Origin of the sequence: Alcaligenes sp. SMD-FA (assembly GCF_025960365.1) — a bacterium.
Taxonomy (GTDB): domain Bacteria; phylum Pseudomonadota; class Gammaproteobacteria; order Burkholderiales; family Burkholderiaceae_B; genus Alcaligenes; species Alcaligenes aquatilis.
In genome coordinates, this window is sequence record NZ_CP110108.1 from 2857633 (window position 1) to 2880444 (window position 22812).

The 22812-nt window shown below is 55.6% G+C and carries 23 protein-coding genes; 5 read left to right on the forward strand and 18 right to left on the reverse strand.

From position 1 onward, the window contains the following. Positions 1 to 60: 60 nt before the first annotated feature. Positions 61 to 1317: an NADP-dependent isocitrate dehydrogenase gene (gene icd, locus OKX01_RS13185; protein ID WP_042488358.1), complete on the reverse strand. Its 1257-nt coding sequence runs from the start codon at positions 1315 to 1317 to the stop codon at positions 61 to 63. A 267-nt stretch (positions 1318 to 1584) separates the two neighbouring features. On the opposite strand from icd, the gene OKX01_RS13190 reads away from it, so the two are divergent. After that, positions 1585 to 2013 (forward strand): DUF1841 family protein, encoded by a 429-nt coding sequence (locus OKX01_RS13190; protein ID WP_094197385.1) that lies wholly within the window; start codon positions 1585 to 1587, stop codon positions 2011 to 2013. A 14-nt stretch (positions 2014 to 2027) separates the two neighbouring features. Here the strand turns inward: OKX01_RS13190 and OKX01_RS13195 are convergent, their stop codons facing one another. After that, the gene (locus OKX01_RS13195; protein WP_121739368.1) at positions 2028 to 2396 is read right to left on the reverse strand and encodes a c-type cytochrome; all 369 of its coding nucleotides are present in this window, start codon (positions 2394 to 2396) and stop codon (positions 2028 to 2030) included. A 16-nt stretch (positions 2397 to 2412) separates the two neighbouring features. Continuing rightward, complete coding sequence (locus OKX01_RS13200; RefSeq protein ID WP_108727795.1) at positions 2413 to 2769, reverse strand: c-type cytochrome; 357 nt, start codon at positions 2767 to 2769, stop codon at positions 2413 to 2415. A gap of 217 nt (positions 2770 to 2986) precedes the next feature. Between OKX01_RS13200 and OKX01_RS13205 the strand changes: the two genes are divergently transcribed. Genes OKX01_RS13205 through OKX01_RS13215 form a run of 3 tightly spaced genes read left to right on the forward strand, consistent with a single transcriptional unit; the run spans position 2987 to position 5628 of the window. Further along, positions 2987 to 3844 carry an AAA family ATPase gene (locus tag OKX01_RS13205; protein ID WP_094197388.1) on the forward strand — a complete coding sequence of 286 codons (858 nt, stop codon included), beginning with the start codon at positions 2987 to 2989 and terminating at the stop codon, positions 3842 to 3844. A 1-nt stretch (position 3845) separates the two neighbouring features. Continuing rightward, positions 3846 to 4466, forward strand: coding sequence for a GNAT family N-acetyltransferase (locus OKX01_RS13210; RefSeq protein ID WP_264671837.1), 621 nt, complete (start codon positions 3846 to 3848; stop codon positions 4464 to 4466). Then, the gene (locus OKX01_RS13215) at positions 4456 to 5628 is read left to right on the forward strand and encodes a vWA domain-containing protein (protein WP_094197390.1); all 1173 of its coding nucleotides are present in this window, start codon (positions 4456 to 4458) and stop codon (positions 5626 to 5628) included. The genes OKX01_RS13210 and OKX01_RS13215 overlap by 11 nt, the downstream gene beginning before the upstream one ends. 156 nt (positions 5629 to 5784) lie before the next feature. Here the strand turns inward: OKX01_RS13215 and OKX01_RS13220 are convergent, their stop codons facing one another. The 15 genes from OKX01_RS13220 to OKX01_RS13290 all read right to left on the reverse strand — a co-directional run bounded on the left by OKX01_RS13220 (position 5785) and on the right by OKX01_RS13290 (position 20343). Next, a complete protein-coding gene (locus OKX01_RS13220; protein WP_094197391.1) occupies positions 5785 to 6423 on the reverse strand; it encodes a DUF2968 domain-containing protein in 639 nt (212 codons plus the stop codon). Positions 6424 to 6559: 136 nt separating this feature from the next. Then, positions 6560 to 7963 (reverse strand): sigma 54-interacting transcriptional regulator, encoded by a 1404-nt coding sequence (locus tag OKX01_RS13225; RefSeq protein ID WP_094197392.1) that lies wholly within the window; start codon positions 7961 to 7963, stop codon positions 6560 to 6562. Between the two features lie 20 nt (positions 7964 to 7983). Beyond that, positions 7984 to 10056 (reverse strand): pilus assembly protein TadG-related protein, encoded by a 2073-nt coding sequence (locus OKX01_RS13230; RefSeq protein ID WP_264671838.1) that lies wholly within the window; start codon positions 10054 to 10056, stop codon positions 7984 to 7986. Between the two features lie 33 nt (positions 10057 to 10089). Beyond that, positions 10090 to 10578 carry a DUF3613 domain-containing protein gene (locus OKX01_RS13235; RefSeq protein WP_108727798.1) on the reverse strand — a complete coding sequence of 163 codons (489 nt, stop codon included), beginning with the start codon at positions 10576 to 10578 and terminating at the stop codon, positions 10090 to 10092. 25 nt (positions 10579 to 10603) lie between these two features. Continuing rightward, positions 10604 to 11602 carry a tetratricopeptide repeat protein gene (locus tag OKX01_RS13240; RefSeq protein WP_264671839.1) on the reverse strand — a complete coding sequence of 333 codons (999 nt, stop codon included), beginning with the start codon at positions 11600 to 11602 and terminating at the stop codon, positions 10604 to 10606. Positions 11603 to 11607: 5 nt separating this feature from the next. Further along, entirely contained in the window at positions 11608 to 12588 is a 981-nt protein-coding gene (locus OKX01_RS13245) for a type II secretion system F family protein (protein WP_108727800.1), read from the reverse strand. Between the two features lie 9 nt (positions 12589 to 12597). Then, complete coding sequence (locus OKX01_RS13250; protein ID WP_230017652.1) at positions 12598 to 13521, reverse strand: type II secretion system F family protein; 924 nt, start codon at positions 13519 to 13521, stop codon at positions 12598 to 12600. Further along, positions 13522 to 14856 carry a CpaF family protein gene (locus tag OKX01_RS13255; RefSeq protein ID WP_094197398.1) on the reverse strand — a complete coding sequence of 445 codons (1335 nt, stop codon included), beginning with the start codon at positions 14854 to 14856 and terminating at the stop codon, positions 13522 to 13524. It lies immediately after the preceding gene. 27 nt (positions 14857 to 14883) lie between these two features. Continuing rightward, positions 14884 to 16161 (reverse strand): AAA family ATPase, encoded by a 1278-nt coding sequence (locus OKX01_RS13260; protein ID WP_264671840.1) that lies wholly within the window; start codon positions 16159 to 16161, stop codon positions 14884 to 14886. Between the two features lie 17 nt (positions 16162 to 16178). Further along, complete coding sequence (locus OKX01_RS13265) at positions 16179 to 17513, reverse strand: type II and III secretion system protein family protein (RefSeq protein ID WP_094197399.1); 1335 nt, start codon at positions 17511 to 17513, stop codon at positions 16179 to 16181. Positions 17514 to 17597: 84 nt separating this feature from the next. Continuing rightward, positions 17598 to 18551 (reverse strand): Flp pilus assembly protein CpaB, encoded by a 954-nt coding sequence (cpaB, locus tag OKX01_RS13270; RefSeq protein ID WP_094197400.1) that lies wholly within the window; start codon positions 18549 to 18551, stop codon positions 17598 to 17600. After that, positions 18551 to 19039, reverse strand: a complete 489-nt coding sequence (locus OKX01_RS13275) for a TadE/TadG family type IV pilus assembly protein (protein WP_264671841.1) — start codon at positions 19037 to 19039, stop codon at positions 18551 to 18553. The genes cpaB and OKX01_RS13275 overlap by 1 nt, the downstream gene beginning before the upstream one ends. Next, a complete protein-coding gene (locus tag OKX01_RS13280) occupies positions 19036 to 19599 on the reverse strand; it encodes a TadE family protein (protein WP_319802188.1) in 564 nt (187 codons plus the stop codon). Before OKX01_RS13280 ends, OKX01_RS13275 begins: the two co-directional genes overlap by 4 nt. Beyond that, the gene (locus tag OKX01_RS13285; RefSeq protein ID WP_319802189.1) at positions 19557 to 20066 is read right to left on the reverse strand and encodes a prepilin peptidase; all 510 of its coding nucleotides are present in this window, start codon (positions 20064 to 20066) and stop codon (positions 19557 to 19559) included. Before OKX01_RS13285 ends, OKX01_RS13280 begins: the two co-directional genes overlap by 43 nt. A 79-nt stretch (positions 20067 to 20145) precedes the next feature. Then, on the reverse strand, positions 20146 to 20343 hold the full coding sequence (locus OKX01_RS13290; RefSeq protein WP_094197402.1) for a Flp family type IVb pilin: 198 nt from the start codon (positions 20341 to 20343) through the stop codon (positions 20146 to 20148). A gap of 677 nt (positions 20344 to 21020) precedes the next feature. Between OKX01_RS13290 and OKX01_RS13295 the strand changes: the two genes are divergently transcribed. Next, positions 21021 to 22778 (forward strand): ShlB/FhaC/HecB family hemolysin secretion/activation protein, encoded by a 1758-nt coding sequence (locus tag OKX01_RS13295; RefSeq protein WP_264671842.1) that lies wholly within the window; start codon positions 21021 to 21023, stop codon positions 22776 to 22778. The last annotated feature ends 34 nt before the right edge of the window (positions 22779 to 22812 follow it).

Consider the following 22812-nt stretch of genomic DNA (forward strand, 5'->3'; position numbering starts at 1 on the left):
CGCCGACCCGAAGGTCGACGGTTTTTCATGTAGAAAACTGGCTTTAACAGCCTGTTTTCATTACATGTTTTCGATCATGACATCGCCAAAACCGGAGCAGGACACTTGAGTAGCGCCTTCCATCAGACGGGCAAAGTCATAAGTCACTTTACGCGAGGTGATGGATTTTTCCATGCTGGAAATGATCAGATCAGCAGCTTCGGTCCAGCCCATGTGACGCAGCATCATTTCAGCGGACAAAATCAGCGAACCTGGGTTCACGTAGTCTTTGCCAGCGTACTTGGGAGCAGTACCGTGGGTAGCTTCGAACATGGCCACGGAGTCCGACAGGTTGGCGCCGGGAGCGATACCAATACCACCCACTTGAGCAGCCAGAGCGTCGGAGATGTAATCGCCGTTCAGGTTCAGTGTGGCGATAACGTCGTACTCGGCAGGACGCAGCAGGATCTGTTGCAAGAAGGCGTCAGCAATCGAATCCTTGACGATGATCTCGCGACCGGTCTTGGGATTCTTGAATTTGCACCATGGGCCGCCGTCGATCAATTCAGCGCCGAATTCTTTTTGAGCCAGTTCGTAAGCCCAATCACGGAAGCCACCTTCGGTGAACTTCATGATGTTGCCCTTGTGAACGATGGTCACGGAAGAGCGATCGTTGTCGATAGCGTACTGGATGGCCTTGCGCACCAGGCGCTCGGTACCTTCGCGGGAAACAGGCTTGACACCAATACCGGAAGTATTGGGGAAGCGGATCTTGTTCACGCCCAGGGTGGTTTGCAGGAAATCGATCAGCTTCTTGGCGCTTTCGGACTCAGCAGCAAATTCGATACCGGCGTAAATGTCTTCGGAGTTCTCGCGGAAAATGACCATTTCGGTCTTTTCTGGCTCACGCACAGGCGAAGGAACACCCTTGAAGTAGCGCACTGGGCGCAGGCAGACGTACAGGTCCAGTTGCTGACGCAGGGCCACGTTCAGGGAACGGATGCCACCGCCAACGGGAGTGGTCAGAGGACCTTTGATGGACACGACGTAGTCTTTAACGGCATCCAGTGTTTCTTCTGGCAGCCACACGTCGGAACCGTACACCTTGGTGGATTTTTCACCGGCGAACACTTCCATCCATTCGATCTTGCGCTTGCCGCCATACGCTTTGGCAACCGCAGCATCGACCACTTTGATCATGACTGGCGAAATATCCACGCCCGTACCATCACCCTCGATGTAGGGAATAATGGGTTGATCGGGAACATTCAGGGAAAAATCCGCGTTAACTGTAATTTTCTGCCCCGACGCGGGGATCTTGATATGCTGATAGGACATGGATGCTCCAGTTGTGCTCCAATATTAGGGATAGCTAAACACGGAACGCTTTTGCGTTTCCGAAGTCTTATATAAGAGTTTAACTTAATTCGCGCGTATTCAGGCACCTGTAAACTCAAAGCTTGTCAAAAATGCTTGCATTCTTGACAACTTATCTATTCTACACGGCCCCGATGGTGGCTTGTACCAGCCAGTCATTCTCACCGTTTCCCGTAAAATTCGCGCCAAAGATTCGCATTTTCTGACCATTTTTTTCTCGACTCCACCATGTTCAACCCCTCTCGCGAGCAGGTTCGCCAATTTTTCATTGAAGCTTGGGACAAACACCAAAGTGGTCATCTGCTGACCGCTCTAGAGACCATGGCAGTGGATCTGGTACAGCAGCACCCCGAGTACCACGACGATTTACGCAACGCCGATGCCGTCAGTCAGGACTATTCCGTGGAGCAAGGACGCAGTAACCCTTTCTTGCACCTATCCATGCATCTGGCCATCAATGAGCAACTGTCGATTGACCAGCCTCCGGGCATCAAGGCAGCATATCAGCGCTTATTGACCAAGCACGATCAGCATGCCGCAGCGCACATCATCATGGAGGCACTGGGCGAGGTGATCTGGGAAGCACAACGTCTGGGCACGCCGCTAAACAATGAGCGCTATATCGAATTGATTTTGCGCCACAGCACGCGCGACTAACGCCGCAAGCTGCTTTACTTCCTATGGCTTAACGGGCCGGGCTGACGCGACAGCCACACGGAAATACTGTCAATATCCGCTTGGCTCATGGTGTTGGCCATCGCTCCCATGATCGCGTTCTTGCGAATATTGGACGTTGCCGGCGCTCCGGCCTGCCCACGCTTGTACGCCATCAAGGCCTGACGTAAATAATCCGCATGCTGGCCAGCCAGAATGGGATACTCCGGATTCAAGGGCGTTTTCGCATCCTCGCCATGACAGGAGGCACAATTCAGGTTCTTCCAGGCTTGTCCGCCTGCATTGACCAAATCGTCAGCAGCCATTGCCTGACCGCCCCCTGCGACCATCAGCCCCATTGCCACCAGTAAGACTGTTTTTCTCATACGTACCTCCCCGTCCTTAAGGTTTGTTGCCCGCGTAATACGCGGCAATGTCCGCCATGTCCTGTTCGGACAAGCTCAGCGCAATGGCTTGCATGGTGGGGAAGGTTCGAGCGCCGCTGGCATACTCCTTGAGCGCCGCTTCTATATACGCAGCACCCTGCCCGGCAATCATGGGAACGTGATAGACCTCGGGAAAGCTGGCCTTGTAACCGGGCAAGCCATGACAGCCTATACACATGGAGATCTTGTCGCGCGCCGCCTCGGGATTGGCCTTGATCGGCTCGGAATCCTGCGCCTGGGCTGCCCAGGGCAGACAGGAGCTGGAGGCCAGAAGAAAGAAAGAGACACACCGCTTCATTTGCAACTTCATCATCGCTATTCGCTTTGTCGTGGAGTTGAAAACGGTCCGGGTCAGGCTCTGCGTCTATTGCAGCAAAAGGTGAATCAACGCGACACCTGGCTCTGTGATGCTGACCGACGAGTACTGAGACGATTGTATGATAATTGCCAAGGATGACTGATACTAGTATTTATACCCGAGTTTCTATTCTTGACAGATCAACATTTTAAGTACAAGTTTGAGCCGATTTATGACTACTACGACCCGTTTTGAAGGCACCGACCAGTACGTTGCCACCGATGATTTGAAGCTGGCCGTCAACGCCGCTTTGACGCTACAACGTCCTTTGCTGATCAAAGGCGAGCCGGGTACCGGCAAGACACTGCTCGCCCTGGAAGTGGCCCGTGCCCTGGGACGTCCCCTGCTGCAATGGCATATCAAGTCCACCACCAAAGCGCATCAGGGTCTGTATGAATATGACGCGGTCTCGCGTCTGCGCGACTCCCAATTGGGTGATGAGAAAGTCCACGATATCGGCAACTACATTGTGCAAGGCACCTTGTGGCAAGCCTTTGAGTCCGAGGAGCCTACTGTCGTTCTGATCGACGAAATCGACAAGGCCGATATCGAGTTCCCCAATGACTTGCTGCAGGAACTGGACCGCATGGAGTTTCATGTCTATGAGACTCGCCAGACCGTCAAGGCGCGCCACCGCCCATTGATCATCATCACGTCCAATAACGAAAAAGATCTGCCTGACGCCTTCCTGCGCCGCTGTTTCTTTCATTACATCCGCTTCCCGGAGCGCGAGACCATGGAACAGATTGTGGCCGTGCACTATCCCAACCTGCGCAGCGACATCCTGTCCAGCGCCCTGGATACCTTCTTTGCCCTGCGTGATGTCCCTGGCCTGAAGAAAAAACCCTCCACCTCGGAGTTTCTGGACTGGCTGCGTCTGCTACTGGCTAACGACATTCCGGCCGATGCCCTGCATGAGCTGGATGAAGGCCTGCCCCCCATGGCCGGTGCCTTGCTGAAAAACGAACAAGACTTGTCCTTGATGCAGCGTCTGGCCGCCATGAGCCAACGCAGCCAGCGCCGGAGCTGATATGCAAACAAGCGCTTTTTCCCAGCCACTGGCTCCCTTGACGCTGCAAGGATGGGGCGTGCGTCTGGAGCCTTTGCAACTGGCGCATGTGAAATTGCTGGAAGCGGCTGCGGCCGATGGCGAACTTTGGAATGTGCGTGTGACCAGCGTCCCCGCCCCCGGCCAGACCCAGGACTATGTCAATAAAGCTCTGGACGGTCTGGAACAGGGCCATATGCTGCCCTTTCTGGTATGGGACCTGAGCACAGACCGAGCTGTCGGCACCACGCGTTATCACGACATTATTGCGCCAGTGGGCCGCCTGGAAATCGGCTACACCTGGTATGCTCGCAGCGCCCAGCGCAGCCACGTCAATACCGCGACCAAGCTGCTCTTGCTGCAACATGCTTTCGAGACCTTGGGAGCTGGCGTCGTAGGCTGGCGTACCGACCACCTGAACTTCAAATCCCAGCAAGCCATCACCCGCCTGGGAGCTCGTTTCGACGGACGAGTTCGCCACCATGCTATGCGCCGCGACGGCACGATACGCGACACCCTGTTCTACAGCCTGATGGCAGGCGAGTGGCCGGATGTCCGCGCCCACTTGCTGGACAAACTAAGGCAGCACGGCCATGTTGCTTGATTTCTTCTACCACCTGCGCGAGCGCGGCCTGCCGGTTTCCATTCAGGAACACCTGACGCTGCTGGACGCATTGTGCAAAGGGATCATGCCCCCCACGCTGGACGATTTTTACCATCTGTCCAGACTGGTGCTGATCAAGGACGAAACCCTTTACGACCGCTTTGATTTGGCCTTTGGTGAGTTCTATCAGCCACAGTTGGAGGCGCTGGCCAAGGACAAGACCTTGCCCGAGGACTGGCTACGCAAAACACTGACCCGCAACCTGACGCCTGAACAGAAAGCTGCATTGGAAAAGCATGGGCTGGAAAAACTGCTGGAGATGTTCAAGGAACGTCTGAACGAACAGCAAGGGCGACATGCGGGCGGCAGCAAATGGATTGGCACGGGTGGCTCCTCACCGTTTGGACATGGTGGCTATCACCCCGAAGGGATCCGTATCGGCGGCCCCTCTGCAGGAAACCGTACCGCCATCAAGGTCTGGGAAAAGCGCGAGTTCGTGGATTACGACGACCAGCAAGAGCTGGGCACACGCAACTTCAAAATGGCGTTGCGACGCCTGCGCCGCTTTGCCCGCCAGGGCGCCCCCACCGAGCTGGATCTGGACAGCACCATACGCGAGACAGCTCGCAATGCCGGCATGCTGGATCTACACATGCAGGCCGAGCGACAAAACCGGGTCAATGTGCTGATGCTACTGGATATTGGCGGCAGCATGGATGACCACATCGCCCAGGTAGAATCCCTGTTCTCGGCTGCACGCTCTGAATTCAAGCACCTGGAAGCGTATTACTTCCATAACTGCGTGTATGAATCAGTCTGGCGGAACAATGCTCGCCGTCAAAGCGAGAGGCTGGATACCTGGGATTTGCTGCGCAAGTACAACGAGGACTGGCGCATCATTATCGTAGGCGATGCCACCATGAGTCCTTACGAGATCATGGCTCCAGGTGGTTCTGTTGAGCACTACAACAAGGAAACCGGTGCAGCCTGGCTGCAAAGGCTGAACGATCACTGGCCACGTATCGCCTGGCTCAACCCGGAACCGCAGGCTTATTGGCCGTATCGACAATCCATCGCCATCATTCAGAACCTGATGTCCGACCATATGTACCCCGTTACCAGCGCAGGGCTGGAAGAGGCGATGCGTTACTTGTCGCGCTAAACAACCACCTTCTGTTCGACGACGGACAGGAAATCAACACCCGAGGCGCCAAAGACAAGGGCATAAGGTCAGCCAAGGGCGCTTTCCCTTCAGACATAAAAAAAACCCGCACAGTCACAAAACTGCTGCGGGTTTTTCATCACGCTTTTCAAGCCATCAACGCCCTTTCTGACGCTGCAACATCCCAGCGCGCTGCTTCTCCAACTCATTGATCTGACGCTGCAATTCACGCAGCTGCTCACGGGCTTCACGTTCCTGCTCTGCCAGAGCCTGAGCTTCGCGGCGGGACTCTTCACGCTGGGCGATGGCCAAAGCTTCTTGCTGACGCTGCAAAGCCAGATCGTTTTGCAAAACAGTCAACTGGTCCGCGCTTTCATTCAATTTCTTTTCAGCATCAGCCACTTCGGCCTGCAGCTTGATGCGCTCCAGATCAGCGGCGGCATAGTCTACTGTGTCCTGACGGTACTGGGTGTACATACGCTCGGCCAGGGATTCGTCGGTGGTCTTGAACACACGCCAGAATTCACGCTGCTGAAACAGGGCCACGTAATACGTCATGCTCTCGGCAGAGAACAGCAAGCTGGCACCAAAACGACCGTTATAGGCAGTACGCAGCTCTTGGACGGCACGCGCCTGAATCAACTGCTGCAACTGGGCCACAGTGGTGTTCTGATAGGCAGGAGCCGGTGCCGGTGTAGGGGCCACTTCCGGCGAAGCGACAGGCGCCACTTCCTGGACATCTTGCTCTTGAGTTTGCGCCACTACAGGCCGCTCTGGCTCCTGCACCAAAGACATCGAGCTGCACCCTGACAATAAAAAAAGTCCTCCCAAGGACAGCAACGCCGCCGTCTTCTGACTAAGGTTCACCATACCCATCCCTTGATAATCCATTTTTTTGTGTTTAGCTTGATACACAGAATCAGCCCGTATTCTAAACGCGCGTTGTCGCATCTTGTGCCTTTATGTTGAATTTGCGCATCTTTTCCCACAAGACTTTGCGAGAAATTCCTAATACAGCAGCCGTATCCTGGCGTCGCCAGTTCTGCGTATCCAGAACATTGATAATGCGAGCGCGCTCCTCCTGCTCCTGCGCACTCAGGCTGATGACCGGCTCGGGCCGCTCCAAAATAGGCGCCCCTTCAGGCAAAGCCATGGCCGGAGCCATCACCGGGGCGTTAAAGCGTTCCAGCACTTGCCGCAGTTGTACCGACTCCCAGGCACCGAACTGTTTACTCATGACAGCAACACGTTCAACCAGATTAGCCAGTTCCCGCACATTACCGTTAAAGCGCATGTTGCCTACGGCATCCAGCACCCATTGCGGAATATCTTCAACGTCACATTCCAGCGCCTGTTCCAGCAAGGCGCAGAAAATAGCGATCTTTTCCTGAGAGCCGCGCTGCTCCAGATTCGGAATCAGCAGCTCAACCACGGCCAGACGGTAATACAGATCAGCGCGAAACTGACCCTGCTGCACCAAACCCAAGAGGTTTTTATTGGTGGCCGCGACCATACGAAAATCGACCGGGATCTGTTGCGTCGACCCCAGGCGCGTCACGCAGCGCTGCTCCAGAACGCGCAGTAGTTTGACCTGTTGATGCAAGGGCAAATCCCCGATTTCGTCCAGAAACAGGGTGCCTTGATCTGCCTGCTCGAAATAGCCTTTATGAGCGCCAATTGCGCCCGTAAAGGCCCCTTTCGCATGGCCGAAGAAATGAGCCTCGAACAAACCCTCGGGCACTGCCCCGCAGTTCACCGGAACGAAAGGGCCTTGGGCACGTGAGGAGCGCTCGTGCAACAGTTGGGCAATACGCTCTTTACCCACGCCTGTTTCGCCATGAATCAGCACACTGGCCCCGCTATCGGCGTACATATCCGCCTCAGCAATCAAGGCTCGCATCACAGGCGAGACGGCAACTAATGGCTGAGGGCCACCCTGCCCTTCACGCTCGACCTGTGCGGTCAAGCCGGCCAACTTGGCAACCAGGGTACGCAACTCGGCCTGACTGAAAGAAAGCGGCAAAGTATAGGAGTACGCCGACGGGTAAAAACGGGGGTCATAGCCCCGGTTCTCCGAAGCGACCCAGATCACCGGAATGGCATGCTCAACCAGCCATTGGTGCTGCTCAAAACGCCCCTGGGCCATCACACTGACAGACACCAGAGCAACCGCATGACGCGTGGGATGACGCTCGGCGTCCAGCACCAAGGAAGGCTCTACGCGCATGACCGCTACCGAACTGGGCTCCATGGCACGCTCAGCGCGCGTCACCAGATCAGAGCTGCCCTCCCAGACGTATAAAACAGGTTCATTACCCATAAAGCTGACACTCATTGCTGTGTTCGCCTCCCGCCCTATTGCACCAGATAGGCAGTACCACACTGCACATCATGAAGTTTCACATCAGCCTCGACCAGACTCAGGCCCAGCAGCTTTAGCAACCCCTCCAGCAGCGCACTCAAACCTTGCAACACAGGGTCCAACAAAGCGACGACCAGACTTAATACGGCACCGACCAGGTTGGAGTCTTTAAAGACCAATACCTCGACCGCACCTGTCCGGCACTCGCGCATCGCTTGCTGACCACCAATACCACCGATCACGCAGGCCAGATCACTCAAGGGCGCACCCAGCAGGGTTGTCAGCAAATTATCGACAAAGCCCAGGGTTCCGCCCAGCACACCAATCAAGCCGTTCTGGCTCATGGTTCGAGACAATTGCTCCATGCGCTCCTTGGACCAGTTCATCTCGTTCACAACAGCCGACACTGATCGACCTGCCCCATCCCCCACCAGACTTTCTGCCATCTGACGCTTGCCGGATGCACCGCTCCATGGGGTGTTCAACAAATCACCAAGAATGCCGGAAAGAACGGCATCAGAGAGCAGACGCACACTACGGGACAGGTCCAGTTGAGTGGCATTGACAGTCGCTTCCGAAGGCTCGCCCGGAGGTGCCGTCAGCGTCACGTGAACCGGATCTTTGGTATCAATCAGGGGTAAGGTCACTTTGGCCGTCAAGGGCAAAATACCCAGCACGTTAATGATGCGGTGACGCTGAATATCCCCAAAGGACTCATCCTTGCAACTGTTGCTGGTCGAGAAGAAATCCGAATGCGGAAATTTGCCCAGACACACGTTCACCAAGGAGGAACTGACCGCAATGGTGGCCTGATTCTCGGCAATCGGAGCGCGGCAGATATTCACCAGTTCGCCAGAGGCCTGGGACAATTCGATAATGACCGGCAGGCTGACTTCCGTCCCCAGGATTTTCAAAATCGGGCCTGCCAGCGGAATCTTGGAGGTATCCAGATTCAGATAAACACGTACACCTGCCGAATTCGCTTTAGTGCCTACCCCGCCCATGGCAATACTAGGCGGCTCTACGATCCGTACTCGCAAATCCAGGGCATTATTGAACATATCGGTCAAACCGGCTGGCAGCGCCGTCAGGCTCAGATCGATCAGGTTCTGACCATTGGCCACCACCAAACCGGTGTTGACCAATTGCAGCACATCCAGATTCACATTCAAGGCCGACAGAGGATCCACACCATTGATCAGGGCCAAGATACCGCCATCCCCCAGCAGCTTGATCGGCAAATCCAGGGGGCCGACACCCAGCAGCAAGCGAATATAGTCCTGTAAGGCGCCAACATCCAGACCCAGTGTTTTTTGCTGATCCAGCAAATCCAGACTGGCACTTAGCAAATCAGCCAAGGTCAGTTGCTCCAGTTGCGCCAACTCCTGCGGCGTTCCGACACCGGCAATGACAGTGGCAGGCAATCCCAGGGCTTTCAACAAACCGGAAGGCGTAATTTTGGCATTGACCAGACCGGCTGAGTCCAGCACCGTCAATTGATCCGGACGCAGACCTACGCCGCGCAGCAGGTTATAGACCAGGCCATTGCGTTTTAAGGACAGCAATCGACTGCCCACGGAAAAGGTCGCAACCGGCTCGCTGTTCTTGGCAGTGGCAACCGCTTCGATCACCGAGGAGGTGAAAAAGGGAAACAAGGAAGGGGGTTGATAACTCAAGTGGACGCGCACCGAGTCAGCGGGCAAGGCCGGCACGAAGCGCTGGGTCGGGTCACTTTGGTTGCTGTTCCATTGACCACAAAGGACTTTGGCGCCATCGCCCGTCAAACCCGCCGCAGGCGAATCGGGTTGGCTACGCAGGCTGAACCTGGCCATGTTCTCACCTTGCTGGCAGCCCAGTGCATCCCCAGAACCCAGGGCCTGCGCCCCCGCCAAGGCAGCCAGGTCAGCCGCGTTTTGCAGCCCCCGCTTCACATGGAAGTTATGCCCCAGGTGCGCCGCCCCCAGCAGCACCAGCCCCACCAGCAAAGCTGCGGCCGCAGGCACAATAATGGAACCTTGCTGCTTGTGTGCCTGCTCGTTTTGGGTTCGAGTTATTCCCCATTTCATCTCGCTCTCCTGGCCTGCTCCAGCCTTATAGGCTTAATCACTACTGTTTGTTTTGATGCGTTCTTTCATGTACTCAGGAATGGGATGCTTGAAGCTGTTCAAGTAACGCTCCCACACCAGATTGGCTGCGGCTCCGTGCACGGGCAAGGCCTTGCCTTCCCGGTCCGGGTCGGCCTGCATGCTAAGTAGGCTGCGGGTATCAGGGCCCACCTCGATGCGTGGTGGGATATGGCGACGCTCGTTCTGCACATGCACAGGCAGGCCTTCCACTTCAGGCCAAGGATGTACTTCCTCATCACTCAAGCGGTACTTCTCGTAAGGCTGACGTTCAGCGGGCACTGTTTCCGCCACCGGAGCGGCCGGTGTATGCACACCCTGATTGCTGGCTGCTGCCGGGCTGGTGCTGACCGGGTAGGTGCTGGTGCCTGAAACCATGGTTCCAGTCAGCGGAGCTTGTGTCTGCGCCCAGGCACTACTGGCCATCAACAAGGTGCAGCAGGCCAAAATGCGGGATCGGTTCATTGCGATATCCTTGAAAAAACGGCAATCAATTCATTGACGAGGACACAGGGCCCAGGCTCTCGAGCAAGGGTCGGTTCAAGCCCGCTTGCGTGGAGGAAACCACAACAGAGGCGGGACGAGCCACAACCTGACGCTGAGGCTGAACGGATCGATTCAAGACCACTTGATCCGCTGCCACCGAGGGGGCTGAGCTCAATGCCACCGCCTGAGCTCTGGCCTGCTCATCCTTTGCAGCCGCTGCCATGCGCCGCTCCTGTTGTTTCTGCATTTGCTGACGCGCATGCAATTGCTCTAGTTCCTGCCCAATTTGCTCGGCCATCTGCACAATGGCTTGCTGGGTTGCCGGGTCCATACCCGCCTGCTGCATCACAAAACCGGCCCGCTGCGTCTCCTGACTAACCAGCAGATACAAGGCCATATTGCTCAAGATCTTGGGATTGTCCGGGGCCAGTTCTGCGGCCTTACCCAAGGCCAGACGTGCTTCCTGGGGGCGGCCGGAACGCAAGTAGGCATAGGCCAGATCGCTTTGGACAATCGCGTTCGTAGGGTCTTGCTGAGCGGCCTGTTTCAGAAAATGGGCGGCCTGATCAAAGTGCTCTTGCGAACCAGCGATCAAACCCAAGCCTTGATAAGCCCTCCCGGCCACTGGCGTATTCAACAGAGCCTTAAACGTATGCGCGGCTTGTTCCAACTGCCCGGTTTGACGCTGCGCCTCGGCCCGCAACACCATGACCTCTGGATCGGTGCCGTATTCTTTTTCCATGGCCTCGGCATAGGCCAGGGACGCAAAGTAACGTCCCTGCTTCTGCGTCTCTTGCAGCATGCGTACCGCCATCTGCTTGTCGGTGGGCTTGCGCTTTTCCCAGTGCTCAATCTCTTTGCTCTGCAAAAAGGCTTCCTGCTCCTGTTGCTGACGCACCAGCTCGTAAGCAGAATCCGTGGTGGAGCACGCCACCAGCAAGGTACTGCCCAAACCCAGTGCAGCCCAGCGCATTACGGGACGAATCCATGTCGACGTTTTCATTAAAATCATCCTCCGGCCACTTGGCTCAAGCCACGGAACAAGGCCAGAAAACCCGACCCTGCAGTAATAATCAACAAGGCAGGCAGCAAAGTCAGCACCATGACGCCCGTCATCTTCACCGTCAATTTGCCCACTTTGGCCTTCAGCTCCAGACGACGCTGCTCGCGCAAGCGCACACCGAAGCGGTGCAAGGGTTCTTGCATGGCACCGCCGTGCTGATCCACCTGCACAATCAGGCGGCAGATGACGGCCAGATCCTCGTTGGTAAAGCCGCTGGCAATCCGCTCCAAAGACTGCTCACGAGTACGGCCACGGGCGTATTGCTCGACCGCAATGGTCAGCTCGGAACCCATAACGGGAATCACGTCATGAAATTCACGCTCGATGGTGTGCAAGGTCTGGTCCATGGACAGGCCCACGCCTTGCAACAAACGCAGCAAGTCCACAAACAAAGGCAGCTCGGCAGCGATACGCAGACGACGCTGCGAGACGCGGCGTACCAGCCACCATTTGGGTAACATCCAGCCCAGGGCAAAACCAATGAACACGGACACAAACGGCACATACTCATTTAGCCTGCGCGTCATGGGCAGCAAGCTGAACAAGATGATCAGGAAAATGCTCAGGCCGACTCGACTCAAGACGAAATACTGCCGCGCCACATCAATATGCTTGAAGCCAGCATTCATGACGAGCACACGATCTTCTTCACTAAGCAGGCTGGATCCGAAGCGCCCTTTAAGCCAACGCTCCCCCAAACTGCCTGCCTGCATCTTGATCTGTTCCACCGTTTGACGAGACTGGCTAGGCGCCTGCGACGTATGCGCTGCACCTTTCAGGCGTTCATCAACGACCTGGCTTAAACGCGTGGCTTGCTGACGCTGCTGCCAATGGTGGTGAAACCACAAAGCAAACAGAATCAAGCCTGCCAATGCGCAAGCCACGGCTCCCCAGACCAGAACGGTTTGTGCTTCCAAGGCCATCATGTCTTGCTCCTAGACATTGCGTGCCATCCAATACAGCCAATAACAACCCACACACTGCAGGACTGCTGCGAACAACAGCATGCGAAAACCCACCGGGTCATTCCACATCGTCAGGAACAGCTCGTTATTGAAAATCAGAATGTAGACCCCGATCAGGATCGGCAATAAAGCCAAAATCCAGGCGGACAGGCGTACTTCAGCCGACAAGGCGACCAGCTCACTGCGCGCATTTTCCCGGTCACGCATGAAACCCGCCATACGTTCCATGGTCTGGTCACTACGGCCACCAAAACGCATCGCTACGCTGATAACGGCAGCCACCAAAAACAGCTCATGCAAGCCGTGTTGGCGCGACACCGCACGCAAGGCCACATCCAGATCCTGACCAGACCGATGCAGGGAGTTGGCATCCTGCAACACCTGGCCCAAAGGTTGCGGCGTGTTGTCAGCCGCACTTAAAAAGGCCGCGCCCATACTGTTACCGATGGTGATCAAGCGAACCATCAGATCCAGAAAGTCCGGAATCTGCGAAACGATTTTGCGGTGACGCTTATCGCTGCGAAACCACAAAAAGGTATAGGCTCCCAGCACCGTCGCAAGCAGCATGGCGCCCCCCGCCACAGGGCCAACCAGCACCAGCAAGACAGCAGGCGGCACCACGATGCACAGCAAAAGGGTCAGATAAAAACGCTGCGAGGGCCGAATCCCGGTGCGCAGCATGAACTCACGCCACCCTTTCGGTGCGCCCAACCAGGCATCCTGGGTGCCGGGCTGTGCCCGTACGCTGCTCTGTACCGCCGGGCGCAAAGCCAACTGCTGCTCCAGAACGTGGGCTGAACGCTGTGCCTGCTGGTGCTGTGCACCTTTGGCCCAAAGCAGCAACGCCCCCAGCATTAAAATCACAGCCGCCAAAGCGATATACAACGCCATCATTTAGCGTCTCCAATCCCAAAAACCACCGCCTTCTTTAGGCGTGTTTTCCTGGGCCTGAACTTGCTCGTTAGCCAGTTGGTCGCGATACTGCAGCAACTTGCGGGTATGCGGATGAATGCCCAGGCTGACCCAACGATCCTGTTCGGTGCCATCGTCCAGCACATAGGATTCGTGGCGATACAGCTCTTGCATGGCAATCACGCCATCGCCCATGCCGGTCACTTCGGTAATAGACAGCACCCGGCGCTTGCCGTTGGGCAAGCGACCAATCTGAATAATGAAGTCCAGCGCACTGGCAATCTGCCGGCGCAAGCTGTCTTCACTACCCTGGAAACCCGCAAAACCGGCCAGCATTTCCACTCGATACACACATTCACGCGGCGAGTTGGCGTGGATTGTGGCCATGGAACCTTCATGGCCGGTGTTCATGGCCTGCAGCATGTCGATGACTTCGGCACCTCGCACCTCACCCACCACCACCCGGTCAGGACGCATACGCAAGCTGTTACGCAACAGTTCACGAATCGAAATCTCGCCACTGCCGTCATATCCTGCCTGACGCGCTTCCAGACGCACTACATGCGGGTGGTTCAAGGCCAGTTCGGCGGTATCCTCTACTGTGACAACGCGCTCGGTCTTGGGGATGTAAAAGGCCAGCGCATTTAGCAAAGAGGTCTTGCCCGAGCTGGTCCCGCCAGAAATCAAAATATTGCAACGCGAAGCCACGGCCGCTTGCAGCAAGCGGTCAACCGGTTCGTCAAAGGCCCCCAGGCGCAGCAAGTCTTCCGGTTTGAGCGGATCCTTGCGGAACTTGCGGATGGAGACCATGGGGCCATCCACCGCCAAGGGGTGAATGACCACGTTCAGGCGACCACCATCGGGCAAACGGGCATCGACCATCGGAACCGACTCGTCCAACCTGCGTCCCAGCGGAGCCAAAATACGACGCACAATGCGCAGCACATGCTGATCGTCGGTAAAGCCGCTGGGTTCACGCCCCAGAACGCCACCACGCGACACAAACAGCTTGTCGTAGCCGTTGATCAGAATATCTTCGACCCCAGGATCTTCCAGCAGATCCTCCAAAGGCCCCAAACCCGCCAGTTCACGAGTAAGCGCCTGCACGATCTCGCGCACTTCCTGTTCGTTGACAGGCACCCGCTTCAAACGCACAAAGCTGGCTAATTCGATACCCACAAAATCCTGAATGGCCTGCCGTGTCCAGCGGCCAAACTCGGCTCCCAACTCCTCGATGCGAGCCAGCAAATGTTCATGGGCCTGTTCCCGAACCTGAATCAGGTCGGGACGACCACCGAGCAATGAAGTATTGTTCATGCTTTACTTTTCCATGCTTGGGCCTGTTCAGCCCCCGAACCTGAATTTCAACCGTCCCAAAACCGAACTGACCTTGTTTTGTGACAGCCCCTGCCTGCGTCCCGTCAGCCCCGATGCCAGACTTTGCAAGGCACGGGTATACGGGTCCTTCTCATCCACTTGCACCAAAATCTTGCCCAACCCGGCGCTGCGCATATGCCCAAGACGCCGATCCGGTAGCACGGCTGCCAGTTCCAGGCCAAAGCGCTCTGCAATGGCTTGCCCCGAAAAGCCGTAAGCCGGATCAAACTGATTGACCACCAGACGCACATTGGCCAGCGCATCGAACTGCGCACGCACAGCCATGAATTCCGCCAGGGATACCAGCGCTCCCATACTTTGGTCGGTTACCACCAGCACCTCGTCCACCAGCGACTCCAGTTCCACCAGAAAACGCGGATTAGGAAAGCCACCGGCATCAATGACCAGACAGCCCATGCGTTCACGCAAATAACTGCACAGGCCCAGCGAATCCTCCAGACTGATCTGATTCAAGGTGTTCACATCGGCGGGCAAAGACAGTAGGTTCAAACCGCTACTGTGCTGCGCCAGCGCCGAGTGCAGCATGGTGTCGTCCATGCGATGACGCTGCGAGGCGGCCTGAATAAAGTCAAAATCCGACCCCAAGCCCATGTACAACGCACAGTCTCCGGTAGGCGCTCCCAAATCCAGCAAACCTACCCGCTCGGTCAGCGGCACCAGCTCAATCGGTAAAGGCTTGGCTGAAGACACACCGCGAACTTCCTTGCCCACGCGATTCATCTCTTGCTGCAAGAGCCAGGCCAGACTGCTGGCGGCGGTGCTGCAACCGACGCCAATACGCGCGCCCATCAACAAAACACTGCGAAAAGGCTTGTCCAGCAAAGGGCTATGCTGGGCCTGCCCCAGTTTTTCTATCAGCACCTGCAACTGATGATGCAGGTCTTCAGTCGTATCCAGGTTCAGGAACTCATTGGCACCCGCACGCAAGGCATTCACAGGCCCCTGCGGCACCGAGGCCCGTCCCACCGCCACACGCTGCACACTGGCATCGAGCCGGGCCAGGCTGCGCACCAAAGTCATGACCGGTCCGTTTTTATCCCCATGCTGTCCATGCACAAAGTCAAAAAACACCAAAGGTTCTGCTTGCTTGGCCAACTCCCGGCGCAAACTCTCGGTCGTGGGCTCAATCGCCCTTACCGTCAGCAAGCCGGCGGCTGCCGTATTGATCATCACAGCCAGCTCGGGGTGCTCTGTACACAAGAGATATTCCCGATATCGTTGCACGTCACCACTCCACGCGCTTAGCGCGAAAACCCTGGCATCTGCTCGTAACCATGACGGCCCAGCAAGAAGTAGCCCCAGGCATTGGGTGCGTCATCCAGCTTTTCCTGACGACCACCCGGCAAGGCAATCGTGGCACCTTTCTGGATAGGTTTGATCAGACGGGGCGTGACGACAATGACCAGTTCCAGCTCTTTCTGGCTGTACTGCACGTTGCGGAAAAAACTGCCCAGAATCGGCAGATCACCCAGGAAGGGGATCTTTTTGACGGCGGCTGCGGTTTGGCGCGACACCAGGCCACTGATGATGTAGCTCTGGCCATCACCCAGCTCGATCGTGGTATCGGCACGGCGGGTGCGCAGTGAAGGCATCACGCCGCCACCGGGCATTTCCACCACACGTGAGTAATCCAGATCACTGGCTTCCGGGGCAACCTTCAAGGCAATACGTTCGGGAGACAGCACGGTTGGCGTCACCGTCAAACCAATCCCGAAAGGCTTGTATTCCACCGTGGTCGTTCCCAAACCGCCCGAGCTGGGGATAGGGATTTCGCCACCGGACAGAAAGCTGGCGCTATGGCCGGACATGGCGACCAAAGTCGGCTCGGCCAGCACACGGGCCAAGCCATTTTGCTCCAGCAGATTCAAGGCCGCACTAAAGTTGCGCGAGTTATACGCCAGACTCAAACCGCCGCTTAAAGCCTGAGGCAGCAAGTTCACTCCGCCCGACCAGGGTTTACCGCCAATGGCATTGGCACTCAGGCCGATGTCCTTCATCACTTCACGGGAAACCTCCACCACTTTGACTTCTACCTGCACCATGCCACTGGTGCTGACCTCGGACAGGTCCAGCACATCCGCATCCGGGCCGGAGCCAGAACGTGCTGCGGCCATGGCATTTTGATGATCCAGCAAAGACGGACTACTCCCCGTAATCAAGGACTGCTGCCCGGCACTGGAGATCTGTGCCGACAGAGGGCTGCCCGATTGCGCCAGTTGCTGCTGCACCTGGCTGGTCACTTCAATGGTCCAGCGATCCGGGTTGGTGCGACCCGGCATCCAGACACGCAAATCCGCTGTGCCTGCACGCTTGCCAATCAGCAGAACCTCGCCCCGCTGTCCGGCCGACGCAGACAGGATCTGCACATCCGCCACACTTTCATCGCTGATCGCCACACGCTGCGGCACTTGCGACAAGCGCAAAACATCCTGATCGTTAGCGACCAGGCGAATCACCTTCTGGCTGGCGCTGGTCTGCGTCGTTTGTGCCATGGCTGGAATCGGTGCCAGACCCAACAAGCAGAGCGCGTACCAGCACCCCAAACCCAGACCCGCTTTTTTGATTTTCTGTCTCATGTGTTTAATCCATGCTGCCTTGCGTCGCTTCCCGTCAGCCCCCACAGCTTGGCTGACCCGTCCCCACAACAAGATGTGTATTGCTTAATACTGAATGACCTCTAAACGGCCCCCGCGGATGACTTCCGTGCGGCGCGGCGGCGCCGCATACGGTTCACCATTGGCTTTGGCTCGTGCCTGAACCTGCTCTTTTTCAGTCTGGCTGATGGCAAACTCGCGCAAGCCCAAACCGGCCATCGCACGGTTTTCCGGCAATTTCAAGGCGTCGCGTTGATCCGCGTCCAGCCCCGCACGCGCTGGAATCAAGCCCGCAAATTCGGGGAATAAAGAAGCATCAGGCAGGTTTTCGTCCTGGGGCGCACGCAAGACCAATTGCAGGCCGCCGCTGCGGCTGGCCAGCAAAAGCTCATTGACCGACTCCACAGGGACCGCCAACATGGCATGGCGGGCTTGGGTCTCGGCACGATTGTTGGTATTGGCTTGCACCGGATCCGGCCCGGACAGCGAGGCACCGCCGTAGGCCAGCACGCGCACACGCGGCATCAACAAACGGGCTTGCGTGTCGTTGACCTCGTTACCACTATTGAAGGTGATGAAAATATCAACCAGATCACCCGGCTCCACCCTATGGCTGGCGCCGGTAATCACGTCAATGGGAATGGTGACGGCCCGCTCGCCATCTTCCAGATACGTGGCCAAGCTTTTAGCAATGAAACTGCTCAGCACTGGCTGGCCCTGGCCCAGATCAAAACGCAAGGTTTTGCCGGTCAAGGCCTCCAAGTTATTGAAAGACTGAGCGGGAGCGGCAGGCCACTGCGCCAGCTCCAGGGCATCGGCCTGCAAGGTTTCCCCGGCTTTCACATCTCGTTTGACCAGAACCACCGCCTGCAAGCTGGCCGCAGGCTCTGTGTTTTGCGTGCTAACTACTGGCTGGATGACCTCGGGTTTGGGCTTCATACCCAGGTACAAGGCAAACGCAACCAGCACGGCTGCGATCAGCAATAAAAGGACTGCTGCCCCCTTCATAATGCCGCTCATTAATGTGGTCTCCGTAGTACGAGTAATGTCTTGGCGCTTAAGCTGCGCAATGGATCTGCCTGATCTTCTTCAGGTCTGAGCAGATCCAGGGTTTGAGAAAGGATTCCGGGTTCAATATCCAGCGTCAGGGAAATCTGGGCGCAGTCGTACTGCGACTCCGAGGTACAGGCCTGGGACTGAACATCCGCACTAAGATCGCCAAACCAATGCAAAAACGCATCGCTCTTGGCTTGGCCCTTGCCATAATCTTTCGCCAGTACGTCATTCAAAAAGGGGGCAATTTCATCCACGGTTTTGACGTGCATCGTCACTTGCCGGGAAAGGTCACCGACCAGATGGCTCATTTTCTGCTTGGCCAAAAACAAAGAGCTAAACGTGATGATGCCGCTGAAGATCAGCAGTAGAACCCCCACCATCAAGGCGAATTCGATAGCAGCAATGCCTTGCTGGCGCTGCGTGGCAGGCAAGGACTGGGCTAACCGAGTCATGGCGTGCCCCCCATTGCGCCCACTTCGCCAGCGACCAGCAAATTAATTTGCGCATTGCCCTTTAATTGTTCGGGCACCACCAAGGCAAACAAGGTATCGGGAGCGAAACGGGGAATCAGCGGGGCTTGAAGATAGTCGTACACAATGCCAACACGCAGCTCTTCACTATGCAAATCCGTGGTGATGCGTACATGCTCACTGCCCACCCAACTGCTTAACCACTGCACCTGATCGGCAGCCACTGCCTTGGCGCGATCCGCGCGTGCCTGCAAACGATCCGGGCTAAGCATAGGGCCGCCCGGCCCAGCACCTGGCTCAATCAGGGCAGCACGGGCACCGGATTCGGCCGCAAAATTCAAAGACTGCTGGGCGGTCATGATCAAACCGAACGTCAGCAAGCCATACATAAAGAGAAACAGCAGGGGAAAAACCAATGCAAACTCCAGCGCGTAGGCTCCTTGTTGGTACTTTTTATCGACACCACGCCGTTTTGCGAATTGGCCCTCTCGTGGGGGCTTTATTGATTGTGAATCCATACCCACCCCATTGTTGCAAGGCATAACCAGGCCCCCAAGGGCACACTACGTGCCTTGACCCGGACGCCCGGCAAAGCAAATCCGTACTTACGTTCCAACGATGGAATCAGCACCAGTACCAAGGCATGCAAACCGGCCAATACCGTGCCAAACAACACCACCATGCCGGCTTCTTTCCACCCCAAGGCCAGGCCCAGCACCGCCATCAGCTTTACATCGGCTGCCCCCATCAAACGTAATAACCAGACTGGATAAAACACGATCAGGGCGGCTGCAAAACCGATCAAGGAGTCCCCCCAACCCGCCACCCATCCAAAAGGAAGGCCATAAGACAGGCTAACAACAAGCTTATGCAGCAGAACCGCTAAACCATAAAAAACTAATAAGGCATTAGGAATTTTCCGTAATCTCAGATCGTTATAAATAATCTGAACGGAAAAGAAAAACAGAATAAAAATAAAAGAAAGATTAATTAAAACGGGCATAAGCATCAGCCATTCAAGCTAAAAGGCACAGCCATTCTTGAATTGGCTGATGCTCGAACAACAATCTCGTAATTAAAACTAGAGATTACCCCCCCGATTTGGTTGTGCCTTCCGTTCCAGCCTTAACTGACGTGGAAACCTTCTCAAACATCGCACGCAAATCGGCACCGAGTGCTGTCAAAGCAGCAATAATCGCCACAGCGATCAGCCCTGCGATCAGGCCGTATTCAATAGCCGTTGCACCGTCTTCATCGTTCCAGAATTGCTGAAGTTGAGTCTTCATGACCGTCCCCATTTAAAAAGAAAAAACCACCCTCAATGGCGAGGGCTAGAGGCCCCTCGGGGCACAACACTTTGCCAAATTTGGCAACTTTCACCGCTAACTGTTATCAATTTTTGTATTTTTCAGATGAAATCATCTTAAACCCAGGTATGTCTATGTTTTTACTAGGGTTTACGTGTAACAACCGTTAAATACACAAACGAATTCTAGCCTAAAGATACGAAAAACGCATGATTGTGTATTTACAACAGCCAAATTCCCATGAAAAAAGGCTAAAAAACAGCTAATTTGAAACTTTTACTTACCTGTTTTGTGTCGAATCTTGTTAATGTTACCGTTTTTATCATTTCAAAATGAAACAGAACAAACGGAAACCCATTGTTGTAGAACACCAGGAATACAGCTTTAATTACTTGAAAGAAAGCGGTTTTTTTTCGATTCGTCGCTACCCACAAGGGAAAACCAGAACCCCCTTAAGTAAGCATGAATACAGTGATAAAGGACTGTTCGCTAACGAGCTAAATCATGCCTATTTTTTTTACGTTTCAGAATGTAATAGTTAACGCTTTTTAAAGCGGCAAGAAGGAATTCCCTGCTTTCAAACACCAAAAAGTGACAGCGAAGATAAACTACGGCACAGTAGAAAAAAGCGCCCGATTTCTAGCGAATACTCATTAATGAACATGAATCTCAAGCACCACTTGTCGCTGGCCCTGCCCAGAAAAAAAACCCCCGATATCATCATCAGCTTGGGTTTATGCATGGGTCTGGCCACAACAGGTTCAGAAAGCTGGGCAGACGCCCCCTTGCGGGGGAACCCGGTTGACTCTTTGCCGCCTATTAATGCGCCTACACCCAGCACCCGCACGCCCTCTTTACATATCCCGCCCGCAGCAGCCCAAAGTCAGTTGCAACAACAACTGCAACTGCAAGTGGTGGTGCGCAGCTTTGATGTCAGCGGCAGTCGCAGTATTCCTTTTGAGCAGATCACTGCTATTTTGGAACCCCTGGCCGGCAAAACACTGAGCATTGCCCAGTTGATCAATGAGGTGAACAAGATCACCGCCCTGTATCAACAACAAGGCTACCCGCTGTCCTTTGCCATCTTGCAGCAGCAGGACTTCTCGCAAGGACATATCAAGGTCACGGTGGTGGAGGGCCATGTGGGCAGTGTTCGTATTGAGGGCGATCCAGGACGCAGCCAGGCACGCATCGAACGCATTGCCCAGGCCATGGTGGATGAAAAGCCGCTGACCCAGCGCACGCTGGAGCGCACCATGAATCTGCTGCGTACCGTCCCTGGCCTGAAAATCGATCCCAAGCTGGACATGCCCGTACGCACCGATGGCGCCTCTGAACTGCTCATCAATGCCCAGCACAAATCCTTCAGAGCCAATGCCAGTGTCGCGGAAATGGGCTCCAGCAAGCAGGCTCTGGTACAACTGAGCGCCAATAGCCTGACTGCCTTGGGCGAAGAGCTAAAACTGACCGCCGCCATTCCTACCCACTCCGAAGACGTCAAATATGTCAGCGGTAACCTGACCATTCCCCTGACCGGCAACGGCTTGAACCTGGAAATTGACGGTTATCACTACCGCTCCGAGCCGCGCGACGAAGTGCTGGAAAGCCAGGGCTGGAACCGTAAGGTCATCAACGAACGCATCGGGGCGGCGATCAGTTATCCCTTTATTTTGAACAATCAGCGCAGCCTTAAAGGCACAGCGGGCTTTTATGCCAGCCGCTCCCTGGACGATTACACCCACAAAACGCTGGATAATGTCTGGATTGAAAACACCACGGACGTACGCGCTCTGAAGGCCGAATTGCGCTATACCGATGCCTCGCCACGCCAATCTCGCGAGGTCAATTTCGGGGTATATAAAGGCCTGGATGCCATGGGCGCCCGCAAATCCCTGAACACCTATTTGCAGCGTGATGCCGAATCGGATCTGGATTTGGACTTCACCCGCTGGACAGCCTCTTTCAAACAGAACCTGGCTTTGCCAGGCCAGTTCGGCATGAGTTTTTCAGCCAGCGGCCAGTACAGCTCGAACGTCTTACCGAACTCCGAACAGATTTCTTTTGGCGCCTGGCGGCATGGCTATGGTTACCCACAAGGCGAACTGGCGGGCGACAAAGGCGTGGGCGCTACGCTGGAGATCAACCGACGCTTCACAAACTCTTCCACCTGGCTCAACAACATTCAGCCGTATATCGCCTATGACTGGGCGCGCGCCTGGTACAACCTGGACCGACTCAACAGCTACAACAACCGCAACCTGCGATCTGCTGCGATTGGGGTCCGGCTATCGAACAACAAGCATTATTTGTTTGACATCAATGTCGCCAAACCACTGGGAGATTTGCCGGTTAACTCCAATGAACGCAAGCTACGTTTAAACACTAACTTCCTGTTCTTTTACGACGGGTTTTAAACACGGCACCTGTTGCACAGTTCCCCAAGGCCAT